The sequence below is a fragment of the Amycolatopsis sp. A133 genome, from assembly GCF_031082405.1.
Taxonomy (GTDB): Bacteria; Actinomycetota; Actinomycetes; order Mycobacteriales; family Pseudonocardiaceae; genus Amycolatopsis.
The window spans coordinates 16,574-33,004 of the sequence record NZ_JAVHJU010000055.1 but is presented as its reverse complement, the minus strand read 5'-3'; the positions used below and the strand labels follow the sequence as shown (position 1 = coordinate 33,004).

The window sequence follows — 16,431 nt, the reverse complement described above, 5'->3', positions numbered from 1 at the left end:
GCGCGCGCGATCCTCCACGTCCTGGTGGTAGCGGGTGACGACGGACTGCTCGGCCATCTCAAGATGATGCCATCGGGCACCGTCGGCGTGGTTCGATGGCCCCGTGAACGCCGGACCGGTCGACCAGCTCCTCGATCCGCTTGCCAGCCCAGTTGTCGCCTTCCGCGGCGATGCCGATGTACCGGAGTCTGCCTTGCGCGCCCACCAATCGGGTGAATACGCGGTCCTCGCCAAGCTCTACGCGGCGCAGTCGGCTGCCGCGCGGCGGAACCGTGATGATCGGCGCGAGCTGCGCATGCTCCTCGCCGAACGCGCCGCTGCGACGGTCTCGGGCGATCGCCACCGAGCTGCTGAAGCCGGCTACTTCGTCGCTCAACGTCACCGATTGCGCGCCGGCTTCTGCCAGGCCGAGGCATGGAACCACGCGTTGCTCGCCACCGACCTCGACGCCGTGACCGCGGTGTCCCACGCCCGAGCGTGGCGCGAGCTGGCGGCGCTCCGGGAAGTCGCCGCGACGTACGACGAGGGATTGGCCTACTGCGAACGCGCTCTTGCCGTGTGTAAGAGTTTCCCGGATTCTGCGGGTATCCCGCGAGTTCATGTCCAAGTCGTTCTCCAACAAGCGGTCCTTCATCGTCTGCGCGGCGCCATCGGGGACGCGGTCTCCGCGGTGCGACGGGCACGCCAGCTCTCCGAAGACCTCGGCGCGGACGTCGAAACTTCGGGTCATGTCGCACTCCGCGAGGGTGGAATCGAGCTGGCCGTGGGACGCGGCAGCGAAGCACTCGCCGCCTACCAGCGGGCCGAAGAGCTGTTCATGGGCAAGAGCCACAACAACGTGAAGATCGCTCAGGTACGACAGATCACCTGCCTGCGAGCAGTTGGACAACCCCAATTAGCGTTGGCTCTCTCCGAACGACTGCGGCAGGAGTATGCAGAAGAAGGCGACCGTTACCGGCTCGGGCAGGTCGTTCTGGAAGAGGCGGAAGTCCTGCACGAACTGGGTCGTGGCGCGGATGTCGCCGATGTGCTCGAAGCCGGCCGTCCGCTGTTCGAGTCCAGCCGGAGCCTCGAAGCCGTGCGCTGGCATCGACACCGGGCAAGGCACCTGATCGAGACCGGCGGTGACCTCCAGGAGGCTGCCGGGCATCTCGCCATTGTGCTGACGGTCGCGGCAGCACCGGATCGTCGCGACCTCACTCGCACCATGTTGGGGCTCTTCGACCTGACCCGACTTCGCGACGTCTCGCCGGTTCTTCGCTTCAAAGCCTCCAGAGCGGCGCTACTGGCCGCAGATCTGCAGCGAGACGACCTGGGCCCACCCCAGTTTCGCTGGGCGATGCATGAGCAGCGGGAGGAGGTCTACTCAGGAGCGATCCTCGTGCACGCGGATGTCGGAAACGCCGACGGGGTCGCGCAGATCACCGAAACCGGCCGCGCCGACGTACTCCACGAGCTACTCAGAGCCGGTTACCCCGCTGAAGGACTCGATGTGCTGCCTATGACCGCGTCACGAGCAGACCCGGACGCGGTGGAGCAGATCTTCGAGACTGCGGCTGCAGCGGCGCGGGCCCTGGGGTCCGGAGCTTCCGCGGACGACGTGCCCGAACTCCGACTTCCGGATTCTCTCCCACCGGAAAGCGAGCTCGATGAACTCGGTGACGTCGTCATCGTGCTGCACGTCGGAACCGATACGACTGGCTGGTTCTGCGCCACATCGGTTCGCGAAAAGTGGATGTCCTGGCGAACATCGGTCCGGGCGGCTGGTCCGGCCGTTGCCTCGCTGCTGGAACGCCTCAGCGCCGGCGAGCCGTTGCCTCAGCGCGGAATCGCCAAGGCGACCTGGGAAGCACTGAGTGCCTTCCTGCTACCGGACGAAGCGTGGACCGGCAGCCCGGAGCACCCACCCTCGGTGGTCTTGTGCCCTGATCCCCGGCTCTGGCAACTCCCCTTCGCGGCGCTTCCCCGCGACAGCGTTCCCCTCGCCGAGACCGCGGAACTCCTGGTCACCCCCAGTTTGCGAACCTCGGAACTGCTGAAGCACCGGCTGGCCGATCCGTCGCCGACGCCGTCGGGTCCGGCCGTCAGCATCCTCGATCCGGCCTTGCCGGGACACGAACTCGAGGTCGACGTCCTCGACACCTGGTCCGCCGGACACCGCTCGATCGCCACCCTGACTGAGCTCGGCGACACGTCCTTGCTCTACGTCGCCGACCACGGTGTTCGAACCGGCCAGGACTCGCTGCTCACCCGTTCGGTGATGACTCTGGCGGATCTCGCCCGCGCGCCGCTTCCTCCGCTGGTCGTGCTCAACGGGTGCTGGAGCGGAACAGCCGAGAGCCGATACGGAACGGACCCGCTCAGCCTGGCGGTCGGGGCGCTGATCGGCGGTGCGTACACGGTCATCGCCGGGTCAGGCGCGATCGGCAGCGCCGGTTCGGCCCTCGTATCGAGTCGCGCGATGGCGTTGATCATCAGCGGCACGCCGGTCTGCGCGGCCGTTCGGCAGGCACAGCGCGAGATCCGCTCGGCGCACCCAGAGCTCGGCCCCTCGGAGTGGGCCGGGCTCTTCGTGGTTGGTGTGGACGGAGCTTACGGAAGTTCGCGGCCGTGACCTCCGATGCCGACTGCTACGACGTCTTCCTGTGTTACAAGTCAGAGGATGCCGTCACCGCTGAGGGTTTGCGGGTCGCGCTGACCGAAGCCGGCTTGAGCGTGTTCCGCGACGAGATCAACGGTCCGGCGTGGGCACCGCTCGACACCTCCATCCAGGCAGCGCTGTACGGATCGCGAACGCTGATCGCTCTCATCACCCCAAGGTTCCCGGTGAGCCCGCACTGCCGCGACGAACTCCATCGGGCCCTTTGCGCCTCCTACTACCTCGATGACGGGGACACATCGCGAGTCATGGCAGTTGTGCAGGGTGTCGGCCCCGAAGACGTCCGTCCACGTCAGCTGACACGCTTCCGGCTACCCCGGCATGGGGTGCTTTCGGCGGAGTTCGTGGCGACGATCGTGCGCGAGGTCCGTCGGCAGGACAGCCGTCGCTTCGGCGATGCGCCCACGCCGGAAGAGCCCGATTGGTATCCCCGGGGACTGCCTGGAGATGCGTACTTCCGTGGACGCCACGCCGAGCTGTGGGAACTGCACGAAGGCCTCCGAGCACAAGAAAAGACCCGTGACCGCGGTCAGCCGGTCGCCGTCGTGCGAGGACTGGGCGGCCAGGGCAAGTCGGCTTTGTGTCTGCAGTACGCCCGGCTGTTCGAACGGGACCACCCGGGCGGGGTTTTCGTCGTCAGGCTTGAAGGCAGCGCTGGCGGGGAGGTCGACGACCAGGTCGTCTTGGTGCGATTTCAAGAGCAGATGGCCGCGATCGCGCGACGGCTCGGCCTCGCTCACCATGAGGATCTCCCCGCAGAACTGGACCGGCGTGCGACGAAGTACCTCTGGATCGTCGACGACGTGCCGGCGACCACGAGCGAACCGGTCTTCAACCGGCTGATCGCTCCGACTCGGCGTGGCACGACGCTGGTCACGACTCGAGGACGGTCGATGTCCGGCCGGTCCTTCGACCGTACCAGCTCGCAAGAACTGAATCTTCCGCCGCTCGATCCGGGATCGAGTGAGGCCGTTCTGACGGCCTACGCCGGACCGGCGAAAGGCGAACGGAAAGCTGTGCGAGAAATCGTGCAACTCCTCGACCACCATGCCCTCGGGCTTACGATCGCCGCCGGCCTGACCACGTTGCCGAGCTTCGCCGGGTACGTTGCGCTACTCGCAGATCTCACCGAGAGTGAGGCTGACCAGCTGGCGGTGGCCGCCCACCTCAAACGCGAGCTCCCGGTGGGGTGCGCGGTGCCGTTCGCGAGGATCCTCCTTCGGAGCTTCGACTCCCTCACCGACAAGGCCAAGGACGTCGCCGCTGCGATGAGCGTGCTCGCCCCGGTGGTCGTGCCCGCTCCCTTGCTAGCCGATGTCCTCCGACGCGTTGCCGGCGACAACGCGGAACAGGAACTTCCAGACGCCCTGCAGCTGGCGACCGAGCGTTCTCTCGTCGAGCTCGGAGACCAGGCCGGCCCGACGATGCACGCCCTGATCGCTCGGGCCCTACGCGTTCACCTGGGCACCTCAGGACGCCGGGCGCGCCTGCGAGCCTCCGCCCTCGCCGCGCTCACCGAGGCTGTCGAGTCCGCCAATGCCGCCGGACGCCACCGCGAGATCCTGCTCCACCTGCCGCACGTCCGGGCCGTGGCCGGTGTCGAGCCGGGCGGCGACCGCTGGGCCGTCGGCGCAGACGAACGGTATCTCCTGAACGAATCCGGGCGGGCGCAGGTCGAAGCCGGTGACACCGGTGGTGCCCTCACAACGTACGAGCTGCTGCACGACTTCGCGGTGGAATCGCGGTCGGTCGATCCGTACACCCGATACGTCGTCCTGAACGGCTTGGCCGTGGCGTACCAGCTGGAAGGCCGCCTCAGCCGAGCGTTGCGCCTCAGCCAAGAGGTCGTCGAAGGTCTTCGTCGGGATCTGGGCGCCGACGACTTGCTGACGTTGACCGCGATCAACAACCTTGCGCTCGTACACTTGGCCTGCGACGAAGCAGAAACAGCCCACGCGCTGCTTTGCAGCGTGTACCGGAAACGACGAGCGGCATTGGGCAGGGACGACCCGGAAACCCTCGTGGCACTCAGCAATCTCGCCATCGCCCGCGGGCACCTCGGCGACGCAACCGCGGACCAGAATCGAAACCGCCGGATCGCGCACCGGTACTGGCTCGGCGTGTGCGCTCGCTGGCACCTCACGGCGCCCCCGGACAACGCAAACGCGCTCGACGCGCTCAACGGGCTGGCGCTCAGCTACCGCGCGCTGGGCTATCTCGAAGAAGCCCTCAAACTTATGCAGAAAGTGCACTCGATCCGCACAGACGTGCTCGGAGCCACCCACCCCGACACCCTCGGCTCCCTGGAAAACATCTTGATCATCAAGGAGGAAATGCGTGAACGAGCCGGCTGAAACCCTGGAGCACCTCTTCCTCCTGCGCTTGCGCGGCCAAGGACCCGAGCACCCCCGAACCCGGGCGACACTGCAGAACCTGATCGTCGGCAAACGAACCCGCGCCGCCGATATCGGCGCCACCGAGGCGGAGCTTCCCGAAGGAATCGACCCGGACGGCGTCCGCCTCGACGGCGACCACGTCGACGCGGAGATCCATCTTCAGCAATTGGCGATGCACCTGCAGCAACACCGGGTCGACAAGCTGGGAGGCGACGACCCGCGCACCATGATCGCCACCGCATACCTCGCCTACGCGCTCGCCCTGGGTGATCACCTCGACGGGCAGGTCGAGTCGGCCGCCGTGCTCGCCGAAGATGCGCACGATGGTCTTGCCGACGCGGCCGACGAGCACGCGGAGCACCTCGGCGACCACGACCTCGAAACGGCCGCCTTCATTCACGAGTGGATCTCGGAGAAGCTGGCCCTGAGCTGAGCGCGACCAGTTCGGCGCGGACCTCCTCGGCGCTCGGTGCCCCGACTTCCTCGAGCAACCGAAGGGCATCCTGCCAGTGTCGCTCGGCTTCAGCCGGTTCGCCGACAGCCAGAGCCAGCCGCCCGAGCCCCCGACGTGCACGGGCTTCTTCGAACCGCGCACCGCACTGCCCAGCCACGTCGATCGCCGTCCGATGGGCGGCTTCGGCGGAACCGTACCGCCTCGCGAGCAGATGGACCTGTCCCAAGGTGTTCCACGAACGGGCTGCGTCCATGTCCATGTCCAACGCGGCGCAAATTTCCAAAGACTCCGTGAGAGCAACTTCGGCCTCGTCGAGTCGCGCGAGCTCGAGCGCCACCAGCGCAACGCTACGCAATGTTATTGCGACGTAGCGTTGCGCGCTCTTCTCCCGGTAGAAGGCCAGTGCGCGGCGATTGCAGTCGAGCGCCTGCTGGAAGTCGCCGCTGCGTCGGTGGACGACAGCCTGGTTGGCGAGGGAGTTGCTGACCCCGTAGAGGTCACCGGCAGTCGTGAAAAGCCGTTCCGCCTGTTCGAACTGTGGCAGCGCTGCCGCATCGTCGTTCCGTTCGTGCAACGCCACGCCGAGGTTGCTTCGGGTCATCGCCTCGCCCAGCTCGTCGCCCGACCTGATCGCGGCGGCGAGGGCGCCCTCATGGCTTTCGATCCACTCGTAGATTCGCTTGGTGCGGAAGAAGTAGCTCCGCAGCTGAAAGGCAAGCCTCCAACGATGTCCGTCGAACTCCACCAGGTCCTGCCGACACAGCGCCACGACTGTCGGATACTCGACGTCCAGCCAGCGCATCGCTCCTTCTCGATCGTCGAACGGAGGCGCAACCGGCGCGGCACTCTCCAGCGGCAGTCGATACCGGTGCGGCTCGATCAGCTGGTCGGCACGCCACGTGGCGTGCAGGTAGTAGTCGAACAGGTGCATGCGTGCCGATGCGACGAGGTCTGGCTCGTCTTCGCCGCCCAGCACGTCTTGCGCATAGAGCCTGAGCAGGTCGTGCATCTCGAACCTGCCCGGCGAAATCTCCGCGACGAGGTTGGCTCGAACGAGCGCGCGCAGCGCTCGCGACGCCGCCAGCGAGGAAAGCCCGGTCAACGCGCAGGTGGTGGCAAGGTCGAAGGACTTGCCTGGGAACAGCCCGATCCTCCGGAACACGAGTGCGGCATCGACCGGCACCTGGTGGTAACTCCAGGAGAACACGGTCCGAGGATCCGACCTCGGGTCTTCGCTGTCCAGCTGATCGAGCCGCTCCTGGGCGTCCGCCAATTCGCTCACCAGGCCCGACAGGGAGGCCGCCTCTCGCTCACGAGCGAGCTGAGCGACGATGAGCAGGACCAGGGGTAGGTGGCCGCAAAGCTCTCCGAGCGAGGTCACGGCCTCGGGCTCGTCGTCGGCGCGTTGACCAATCAAGTCGTGCAAGATCCCCGCCGATTCAGCGGCGGACAGGACCCCGAGCCGAACGGGGTGCGCGCTGTGGTGGATCGCCAGCCCGGGCAGCACGTGCCTGCTCGTGACCAGCACCGAACACGAAGAGGTGCCGGGCAACAGCGGGCGGATCTGCTCCTCGGTGTGCGCGTTGTCGAGTACCAGAAGCATCCGCCGCCGGGCCAAGGTGCTGCGAAGCAGCGCGGCCCGGCTGCCGAGGTCGTCGGGCATGGCCGCGGGGCTCAAGCCCAGTTGGCGAAGCCAAGACGCGACGAGTTCCTCGATGTCGGCGGGATCGTCGGTGCCCCAGCCACGGAGATCGCTGTACAACACACCGTCGGCGAACGCGGACGCCCTAGATCGGGCCCACCGGACGGCAAGCGCGGTTTTGCCGACACCCGGCGGCCCGATCACAACCGCGATCGGTGGCGTATCTTCGGCGTTCCCCCTCAGCAACTGATCCAGCTCGGCGAGCTCACCGTCCCTCGCCGCGAAGTAGGTCGGTCCGCCCGGCAGCTGCTGCGGGGGGCCGGATGTGGGGTCCGCGGTGGCGACCCGGCTATTTGCCTGCCGAGTCTCGAATACCGGACGGCCCACCTCAGCCGCCGCAGCGGCGTAGAGCCGGTCCCAGTCTTGTACCCCGGTCTTTTCGTGCGGGATGTCGACGAGCACGGACAGCATCTTGGGCCAGGTGGAATCGAACTTGGGAATCGTGTTCTCTTTGGCGCCGTACCACACGGTCTTATTGACGCCACTCTTCGCGCTTGCCGCACGGTCACCGCCAAGATGATCGACGGCCCGCTTGATGGCTCTGTGGAACCGCTCGGCGTTGGGCCCCGAATCACGCGACATCGGTCAACCTCCGGCTGACAAGTACGGAGGTGAAGCGTAACCGGAGCAGCCGACCGGATCGGCGTCCGCCGCCGGACGAGTTGTCCGGACGTGGAACGGGCGGACCGTGTGGTCGGGCCCCTGCGAAGGCTTGTCCGGCGGTACGGCCCGACGGACGAGCATCGCCGGACATCGTGCGAACCGCCACCGTTGCCTCCATGAATGAAGTCCAGCTCAGCATGCCGCTTCCTGGCAGACCAGATCGCACGGTCCTTGCCGTCGCTGACGAGTGGTTTCCCGCCCGAGGGGGCATCAGCACCTTCAACCGCCACCTGTGCTCGGCGATGGCCGCCACCGGCGCCTCCGTATACTGCCTGGTGCCGGCCGCGACCGAAGCCGAGCGCGAGGACGCGGCGAGGCGGCGTGTCCACCTGGTGACCGCCGTCCGTGTCATCGGCGGTTCCGCTCGTGAAGCCCTGAGCCGCAGACCAATGCTCCCGGCCGGTGTCGAGCCGGACGTGATCATCGGCCACGGGCGCATCACCGGTCCGTCGGCTCAAGCCCTCGCCGAGGACCACTTCGCGCGCGCTGCTCGGCTGCACTTCGTCCACATGCAGCCCGACCAGATCGAATGGTACAAACCGAACCGACCTCGCGACGCTGCGATCCGCGCTGCCCAGCGGACACAGGAGGAGCTTCAACTCGGCCGCGACGCGAAGCGCATCATCGCCGTCGGACCGGCACTCCACGACTACGCGGTCCGAGATCTCACGGACTTCCCGGATACGCCGGTCCCGCTGCGCGTTGATCCGGGGTTCGACCGACCGGCGACGACCGCCGCCGGGCCGCGGGGCGGCATTCCGCAGATCCTGGTGCTGGGCCGGATGGAAGACGCCGAAGTCAAGGGGCTGATGCTTGCGGCGCGAGCGGTGAGCCACGCGATCGGCACCTGCGGCCTCGTCGAACGTGAAGTCGAACTGCTGGTGCGCGGAGCCCCCGAGAACGAAGGGGCCGAACTCCGCGAAGCCGTCGTAGCTTGGGCCAGTCGCCCTGGCCTTCGCGTCACCGTCCGGAACTACACCGAGCTACCCGATCTGGTGCAGGCGGACATCCTCCGCGCCAGCCTGCTGGTGATGCCCCCGCAGGAAGAAGGCTTCGGACTCGTGGGAGCCGAAGCGATCGCCGCAGGTATTCCCGTGCTGGTCAGCGACCGCAGTGGCCTGGGCAAGCTCCTTGAGGAGGTGCTGCCTGAAGAGCTCGTGAGCCGGCTCGTGGTTCCGGTCCGGCTCACGCAGGACGACACAGCCCTCTGGGGACACCACATCGCACGCGTGCTCTCGGACCGTGCGGCCGCGTTCGCCACCTCGCAGCGAGCTGCGGCTTTGCTCGCCCGCGAACGCACTTGGAAAATGACCGCTCGGGCGGTCTTGGATGCGGCGGACGACGTCAAATGAGCTTCGCGGCAACTTTCTCGGCATCGGGGTGGTGAAGTGACCTGAGCAGCGACAGCGACTCCGAACGGCAATCGAGCGCCCGCTGTGTCTCGCCGCGGCTCTCGTACACGTCCGCGAGCCGATTCAGGGCGTTCGCCTCCCAGTACCGGTCCCCGAGCCGGCGATCGAGCTCCAGCGACTCCCGATACCGTGCGATGGCCTCGGCCGGTCGGCCCAGCGCGTGCTCGGCATCGCCGATGCCCTTCAACACGTCGGCCTGCCCCTCAATGTGCCCCCGCCGCCGGTACTCCGCCAGTGCACGAAGGCTCAGCTCCAAGGACTGTTCATGACGGCCGAGAAGTCCCAGAATCCTGCCCGCCGAGGTCGCGGCATCCGCGAACGTCCGAGCGTCGCCGTCCTGCTCGGCCATGGTCAGCGCAGCGTCCGCATGCTCCAATGCATCGGGGTACCGGCCGGCAGCTTCGAAGACCCGGCTGAACGACAGACGGGTGGCGAGAACGCTGGCGCGATCAGCTTCCCCTTCCGACGTGCTGAGCGCAGTTGCCAGCAGCTCAGCGGCTTCCTCCTGCCGCCCGAGACGCGACATGGCTTCGGCGAGATGACGTGTCGACCTCGCAGACGCACGTTTGTCTCCCATGTACGCCGCGGCTGTCACCGCGGCCCGGTGGATGGCGAGTCGCTCGCCGCGCCGACCCGTACGCCGAACGAAAACATTGCAGTCACGAGCCATCTGCCACGCTTGCGGCGCGAACGACGTCGATGCCAGCTGTTCGATGAGCGATCGGACGGTCAAGAACTCCGCTTCGAGCCAGTCCATCGCGTCCTGATAGGTGTCCAGTGGTGGCAGGAGGCTGTTGGGCACGCGATCCTTGCGGCTGCCCTGGTGCCGCTCCAAACACTCGCCCGCGAGAGCAACGGCACGAACGTAGTGTTCGACCAACCGACTGACGGCCTGGTCGCGTACGCCGGCTGTCAGCGTGGCCACGCGCTCCCGCGCGTACTCATGCAGAAGATCGTGGATGCGGTACCGCCCGACGCCGCTCTCGGTGATCAGGTTCGCGGCGACGAGCGACCCGAGCGCGGCTCGCGGAATCCGCTCTCGATTCAGCAACGCGCCGCAGGCACGCTGTTCCAGGTCGGGGCCAGGGTGTACGCCGAAGAGCGTGAACAACTCGGCTGCCTCGCCCGGCAACGCGGCACAGGACCAGTTGAACACCGTGCGCAAGTCGAGTTCGGCGTCCCACGAGCCGAGTAGGTCCAGCCGACCGCCGGCGCCCCGGAGCTCATCGACAAGGTCCCTCAAGCCGACCGCCGGGCGGCGCGCAGCACCCGCAGCGACGATCCCGAGTGCCAGGGGCAACCGTCCGCAGAGCTCGACGAGGTTGTCCACTGCGTCGCGGTCCGCCTGAGCGCGCCCGTCGCCGACGTATCTTCCGATCAGGCGTCGCGCATCATCTTGCGGCATCAGGTCCAGCGTGAGCTGGTGCGCGCCGTCGTGTACGACCAACCCGTCGAGCCGGTCACGGCTTGTCACCACCGTCAGGCACTCCTCGGAACCCGACAGCAGAGGCCGGACCTGGCCGGCCGATCTCGCATTGTCCAGGAAAACGATCATGCGCCGAGCTGCGACAACGGTTCTGAACAGCGAGCTTTTCGCTTCCCGCCCGGATGGCAACGCGGATGGTGCGACGCCCAGGCTCCTGAGAAAGTCTTCCAAGATCCGCTCGGGTTCCGCCGGCGACTCGCGATCGAAGCCCCGGAGATTTGCGTACAGCTGCCCATCCGGGAAGTCCACGGCGACTCCCCGCGACCAATGCAGCGCCAAGGTCGTCTTGCCGACTCCAGCCATTCCACTTAGCACCACTACCCGCGGACACTCGTCCGAACGGCCCAACGAGCGTTCCAACCACTCAAGCTCTGCTCGCCGACCGACGAACCGGCGCGAGCTGGCGCGTAACTCGCGAGGCTGTCTGGCTCCAGTGTTGCCCAGCGGCTGCGTCGATCCGACCCGCTGCGTCACATCGACTCGGTCACGCAGCGTACAGATCCGCCCTAATTCTGCCCCCTCGACGCCAAGTGCACGGAGCACTCGCTCGAGCACCTCCGCCGACGGCAACGTCGTGCCCTTGAAGTAGGCATACAGGCTCGACTCCGAGATGTTCGCCCGGACGGCCAACGCCTTCACGCTCGTCGCCGCGCGACGACCCTTCTTGGCCCGGACGCGAGCCCCGGTCAGCTCCCGCGCGACGTCCTCGCGCGTCACCGTCTCGTCCGACACGAACCCCTCCGACCAGCGAGCCGCAATCGAGGCATCTCCAGATTATCCCAGCGTCCTCCAGGATCCGAGCTCCGCTGCAGTTGCACAGTGATCTCGTTGCTCCATCGCGCCAACGCACGAAGGGCACGCATCATGACGGACTCTCCGGCCAACGGCCACGCCATTCTGCAGCTGACGGCCCAAGATAGGCACCAGCTCGTAGCCTTGACGAGCGCGCTGGAGCCCCACGAGCCCAGGTATGCCGAAGAGTACTGCCGGACGGCGCGGGACGCCGTCGGCGATCTCCCGCAACGGGTGAAACGGGCACTTGCCGACTTCGCCAGGTGGAGCAGCCCTTCCGGTACCCTGCTCTTGAGGGGGCTGCCCGTCGGCGATGTGCCGGGAACACCGTCCGACAACACCCAGCACATCGGCGAGCGAACTCGTCTCGCGCGTATTCAGGCGATCTTCGGCGAGACTTTGGGCAATCTCGTCGCCTACGAAGCTGAGGGCGACGGGCGCCTGTTCCAGGATATGGTCCCAGCGCGGGCCGCGGCCCACCGCCAGACGAGCCTCGGTTCCCGCGCCGAACTCGAAGTCCACACCGAACAGGCGTTCAGCGCTCTTCGCCCAGACTTTCTCATGCTCGGCTGCATCCGTGGCGACCCCGATGCCCGGACCTTTACCCTGACGGCACGTCAGATCGCGCGGCATGTCGACGAACCGGTGCTCTGGAAGCCCCTGTGGACGACCGGAGTGGACGAATCCTTCCGGCTGGGCGGTCACACATTCTTGGACGGCGACGTGCGCGGACCGATCCCGGTCCTCCACGGTACTCCCGAAGACCCGTTCGTCGTCTTCGACCAGGACTTGATGACGTCGACGGACAAGGCAGCCAGAAGGGCCTTCCGCTCGGTGGTGGAGATTTACCAGCGCGAACGCCGGCAGCATGTTCTAGCCGCCGGAGATCTGCTCGTAATCGACAACCGCCGCGCGCTGCACGGGAGGTCGTCGTTCAGCCCCAGGTTCGACGGCAGCGACCGGTTCATCATCCGGTGTTTCGTCACCGCCGACCTTGGACGTTCGCGCTACGCACGTCCGGGCGACGGACGGACGATCGGCGCGCGCTTCAGCTAGGGACCCGGACCGTATACGAGAGGACAAATCCATGGAAACGCACTGACATCAACTCAGCGTGGACTCGAACCTACTACCCTCCGGCTGATGCAGTCGAGTCGCCACCAGATCGCCGGATACCCCATCGACATGATCATGCGCTGCACAGCCCACGCTGAATTCGTCCGGCGATCACTCGGCGACGACAACCCGAACCAATAACGCTGATGCCGCCCCTCCGGGGAGTAACCAGAACCTGCGAACTGCGCTATTAGGTTTCTTACATGGTCGAACCATGTTCCGCACTTCCCTGACACGGAAGTGGAGACCAGCGGGCAACGACTGATGATGAGCCCAGTACACGTGGTGGTCTCGGAGTGACCGGCAGAGCTGATCAATCCGCCTTACGTGGACGACCGCCGCCGGCGCCTTGGCCCGGCCGACCTGCAGCCCACCTCTCGATCTCATTCCGGCGGTCGGGAGACCAGCCGGGCGTGCGACCGATGACCACATCCGGTTCCGGGAATGGGTGCGAGTCCGCGTAGCGGGAGCGCCAGTTCGCCACGGCGCGGTGGCTGACGTTGAACCAGGTGCCGATTTCCACCATGTCGGCGTAGCGGAGGGTCGCGCCGACCGGGGCAGCCGGGCCGTCCGTGATCTGCCGCTCGACGTGTTCCACGCCGGGAAGTTAGCAGGGAAGAGCAGGTCGTCGCGGTATTCGGCCTCGCGGCGCGTCGGCCCGACTCGGCCGGTCAGAGCTTCTTGAGGAAGTCAAGCACCTTGATTCCCTTGCTCAGGCTGTCAATTTCGTCAAGGAACCCGGCTTGCCGGGCACGAGCGTCGTCTGCCCAGTGCGGGTGCACGAGGATGTCGCCGACGTACAGGTAAACACGCGGGCCGAGGCCCCAGATCAGGCCGTTGACGGCGGCCGCTGCGATCGCGAGAGCGTCGACGTCGGCCCCGAACCATGACATGTCGGCCGGGTCGAGGCCACGGCTGCGGACGACGCACGCGGCCGCTCGGAAGAGCCCGCCGGTGCCGACGGCGTCGTCGCAGAACGAACGACCGGGCTCGAGATCGTCGAGTGCGACCGCCGTCAACGCGCACGCAATGTCACCCGGGGTGTATATCTGTGCGTTGACCTTCATCGCCGTCCGGGACCGCAGTGCGCCGACAAGCGGTCCGAGCACGTCGCAGTCGAAGCGACGCTCGGTGGCGGTCGACTCGAGCAGACCTGCGCGCAACGCGGCATCGGCGGTCGCCTTGATCTGCTTCAGCGGTGCCTCATGAGCGTCGGCGGAGAGCCATCCGGGCAGCGGATACACCGACATCGCCAGGTCCGGGCGGCGGCTGAAGGTCACAGCCCACACGCTGCGGGCGATGTCGACGAAGCCGTCGGGCGAGGCGGACTTCATTCCCTCGGCCACGTCGGCGGTTCGCTCGACCAGCAGCCCGGCGGCCGCGATGGTCGCCACGATTCCCAACGGGATCTCAGGCCGGGCGGAGCCGCCTCCTCGGTGCCAGGCGGAGGCGACCTCGACGGCGAGGGTCAGGGCGTGAGCCTCGGCGTTGATCGGGTTGCTCGCTGATTCCTGACTGGCACGGTGCTTGCACTCGTTCATGTCGAGCCCTCAATCATTGTTGACTTAGTACTCAAGGTTTGCTTACCGTAAACCAAGAGAACTGAGTACACAATGTTTTCACGAGGAGCTGCAGCTACATGAACGTCCCGGAATCACCCAGCTGGTCGCCCCCGCCGCCGCGGCAGCTGCCCGCGCTGCGCGAGCACCTGGCCGATTACCTCCTGAGTCCGCCCGCTCACCTGTTCACGGCAGAGGCGCTGCGCCGCCAACGCGGGACGCTGCGTCCCGTGGTGAGGCCGGACCTCGGCGCGCGGCTCCTGCTGGAGGACGAGCACCAGCGGCTCGGCCAGGCGCAGCTGTTCTACGTGACCACCGACATCACCCGCCTGGTCCGCCAAGCCGCACCGAGCCTGAAAGACCACTGGGACATCCAGCCGCAGGACATCCCGGCACCGACGGGATTCATGCTGTTCGCCGAGCCGCTGACCGAGTACATCCGCGAGGACGGCAAGCGCATCGACATCGTCGCCGTATCCTGGGGCGGAACCGAGCTACTTACGTCGGACACCGGCGGGCTCTGGGTGACCTTCTGGAGCGTCACCGACTTCGCGGCGATCAAGCGGCTGGCCCGATCGATGGGAGCCAGCGCCGCCGAGGCCGAACTGACGGCCCACCAGCAGAACGCCGAACTCACCTGGGACAACGAAATCTACATGCCGTGGGGCGCGACGTCGGCCTCACTGGAACCCGACCCGGATGGCCGGGAGATTCAGCCGGACCAAATCGCCGCCGCCGAGACGACGATCGGATGGCTGCAGACTGTCCACGCCGGGTGGATCTTCTGCACGCCGAACACGCTGACGGAAACCACCGAAGAGCGCCTCCCCCGGACTCAGCGCCTCCGCGACGAACGGGCGGGCTACAGCGCCTCGCCGGTCAGAGTGGTCTCGGTGAGCCGGAAGGCCCCTTCGCGATCAGTTCATCGTGGTGAGCCGTCGGGACGGACGGTGAGTGTGCGGTTTCCGGTCGCGCCGTTCATCCGTCGCCAGGCCTACGGCCCGGGACGGACGCTGCGGCGGTTGACGCCGGTCGCCGGGCACTGGCGCGGGCCGGTCGACGCGCCGGTCCGTATCACCAAGAAGGTGAACCTCGTCGACACGCCACCGACCCGCGCCAGCGAGTAGCAAGTCAGCTCGCCGGATGTACGGGTAGCCAGCTGCCGTCGATGCGCAGGTCCGCGCGGGCGGCCTCGACGAACGCCGTGATCGCGTGATCCAGCCGCCGGCGGCCGGCTTCGTCGTCAGGTCGAAGTCGCTCGTCGACGTTGCCGCCGAAACCAGGCCGACTGGCTGCCTGGATGGTTCGGACGGTATCGGCAACAGCGCGGGCCGCGGTCAGCAGACGCTCCAGTGACGCATTGATCCCCACGCCACAGAAGAACGCGACTTGCATCGCCACGTCCTCAAGGGAGTCGAGCACCGGCGAGGGATCAACTGCGTCTCGTCCCCGCCAAACCGGCAGCCGGCAGAGCCGGTGGGCCGCGGAGTAAACCGCGGGGAACAGCTGGCCTTTGCGTTGCAGGACGACGTAGCGGTCAGCGCCGTCGTCGCGGACCATGTCCATGGTCAGGGGAGGTCGTAACCGAGGTTGTTCGCGACGTCGTCGACGAAGTCCTCCCCCGCGACGCCCGGGTCGTTGTCCTGGACGTCCCAGGCGGCGTCGTCGATCGCGTCGCCGCCTTCGGTGAGCGCGGTCGCGACGATGTCGACCAATTCGCGGGCGTGGGAAGTGTCCAGGTCGAATCGCTGGGCCGCGGACGCGGCGGCCTGGTCGAGTTCGTCGTCGGAGTATTCGTACACGGGTTCCTCCGGTGGCAGAGTCGAGTTCGGACGCGGGAGTCACGCCTTCCTCGGACCGGGTTGATTCACTGCGAGGACGAGCCGGACTTCGGCGCCTCGCCAAGCGGCGCGGTCGGTGGCTGCGGCCGGGCGGTAGTGCCACCTCGGGTGGTTCGAACACGCCAGTGAGCGCCGGCAGTCACACGCCTCCGTCTGCCACCAGCCGGCGTGCAGGATCCGCAGCCGCAGGTCATGGGATCCCGCGATCGGGCGGACATCGAGTGCCGCTCGGACGCGGCTGACGACTTCGGCGATCGTCGAGCCGTGGACGAGGAGATGACCGTGGGCTTCCAGGTGGTCGGCGACCCACTCGACGGCCGCGATCTCCGGAGCCTCGTCTTCCTGCCGCAT

General features: G+C 67.1%; 13 protein-coding genes. 6 read left to right on the top strand and 7 right to left on the bottom strand.

Going from position 1 to position 16,431, the window contains the following annotated elements:
• Positions 1–103 precede the first annotated feature (103 nt).
• The 3 genes from Q5425_RS32155 to Q5425_RS32145 are packed head-to-tail and all read left to right on the top strand — an operon-like array spanning position 104 to position 5,488.
• Positions 104–2,614: a CHAT domain-containing protein gene (locus Q5425_RS32155; RefSeq protein ID WP_308676105.1), complete on the top strand. Its 2,511-nt coding sequence runs from the start codon at positions 104–106 to the stop codon at positions 2,612–2,614.
• Positions 2,611–5,013 carry a tetratricopeptide repeat protein gene (locus Q5425_RS32150; RefSeq protein WP_308676104.1) on the top strand — a complete coding sequence of 801 codons (2,403 nt, stop codon included), beginning with the start codon at positions 2,611–2,613 and terminating at the stop codon, positions 5,011–5,013. The genes Q5425_RS32155 and Q5425_RS32150 overlap by 4 nt, the downstream gene beginning before the upstream one ends.
• The gene (locus Q5425_RS32145) at positions 4,997–5,488 is read left to right on the top strand and encodes a hypothetical protein (protein WP_308676103.1); all 492 of its coding nucleotides are present in this window, start codon (positions 4,997–4,999) and stop codon (positions 5,486–5,488) included. Before Q5425_RS32150 ends, Q5425_RS32145 begins: the two co-directional genes overlap by 17 nt.
• Here Q5425_RS32145 and Q5425_RS32140 read toward each other — a convergent pair.
• Positions 5,448–7,793 carry a tetratricopeptide repeat protein gene (locus Q5425_RS32140; RefSeq protein ID WP_308676102.1) on the bottom strand — a complete coding sequence of 782 codons (2,346 nt, stop codon included), beginning with the start codon at positions 7,791–7,793 and terminating at the stop codon, positions 5,448–5,450. The two genes, Q5425_RS32145 and Q5425_RS32140, sit on opposite strands and share 41 nt — an antisense overlap.
• Positions 7,794–7,990: 197 nt before the next feature.
• Here Q5425_RS32140 and Q5425_RS32135 point away from each other — a divergent pair, with 197 nt between their 5' ends.
• Positions 7,991–9,226 (top strand): glycosyltransferase family 4 protein, encoded by a 1,236-nt coding sequence (locus Q5425_RS32135; protein ID WP_308676101.1) that lies wholly within the window; start codon positions 7,991–7,993, stop codon positions 9,224–9,226.
• On the opposite strand, the gene Q5425_RS32130 is transcribed toward Q5425_RS32135, so the two are convergent.
• On the bottom strand, positions 9,219–11,504 hold the full coding sequence (locus tag Q5425_RS32130) for a tetratricopeptide repeat protein (protein ID WP_308676100.1): 2,286 nt from the start codon (positions 11,502–11,504) through the stop codon (positions 9,219–9,221). The genes Q5425_RS32135 and Q5425_RS32130 overlap by 8 nt on opposite strands.
• Positions 11,505–11,591: 87 nt before the next feature.
• Here Q5425_RS32130 and Q5425_RS32125 point away from each other — a divergent pair, with 87 nt between their 5' ends.
• Positions 11,592–12,620, top strand: coding sequence for a TauD/TfdA family dioxygenase (locus tag Q5425_RS32125; protein WP_308676099.1), 1,029 nt, complete (start codon positions 11,592–11,594; stop codon positions 12,618–12,620).
• A gap of 373 nt (positions 12,621–12,993) precedes the next feature.
• Here Q5425_RS32125 and Q5425_RS32120 read toward each other — a convergent pair whose 3' ends face one another.
• Positions 12,994–13,278 (bottom strand): hypothetical protein, encoded by a 285-nt coding sequence (locus Q5425_RS32120; protein ID WP_308676098.1) that lies wholly within the window; start codon positions 13,276–13,278, stop codon positions 12,994–12,996.
• 73 nt (positions 13,279–13,351) lie between these two features.
• Positions 13,352–14,221, bottom strand: a complete 870-nt coding sequence (locus Q5425_RS32115) for an N-6 DNA methylase (protein ID WP_308676097.1) — start codon at positions 14,219–14,221, stop codon at positions 13,352–13,354.
• A 98-nt stretch (positions 14,222–14,319) separates the two neighbouring features.
• Here Q5425_RS32115 and Q5425_RS32110 point away from each other — a divergent pair, with 98 nt between their 5' ends.
• Positions 14,320–15,366, top strand: a complete 1,047-nt coding sequence (locus tag Q5425_RS32110; protein ID WP_308676096.1) for a hypothetical protein — start codon at positions 14,320–14,322, stop codon at positions 15,364–15,366.
• Between the two features lie 4 nt (positions 15,367–15,370).
• Here the strand turns inward: Q5425_RS32110 and Q5425_RS32105 are convergent, their stop codons facing one another.
• The 3 genes from Q5425_RS32105 to Q5425_RS32095 are packed head-to-tail and all read right to left on the bottom strand — an operon-like array spanning position 15,371 to position 16,431.
• Positions 15,371–15,799, bottom strand: a complete 429-nt coding sequence (locus Q5425_RS32105; protein WP_308676095.1) for a hypothetical protein — start codon at positions 15,797–15,799, stop codon at positions 15,371–15,373.
• An 8-nt stretch (positions 15,800–15,807) separates the two neighbouring features.
• Complete coding sequence (locus tag Q5425_RS32100) at positions 15,808–16,041, bottom strand: hypothetical protein (protein ID WP_020646578.1); 234 nt, start codon at positions 16,039–16,041, stop codon at positions 15,808–15,810.
• Positions 16,042–16,080: 39 nt separating this feature from the next.
• Positions 16,081–16,431, bottom strand: coding sequence for a hypothetical protein (locus Q5425_RS32095; RefSeq protein ID WP_308676094.1), 351 nt, complete (start codon positions 16,429–16,431; stop codon positions 16,081–16,083).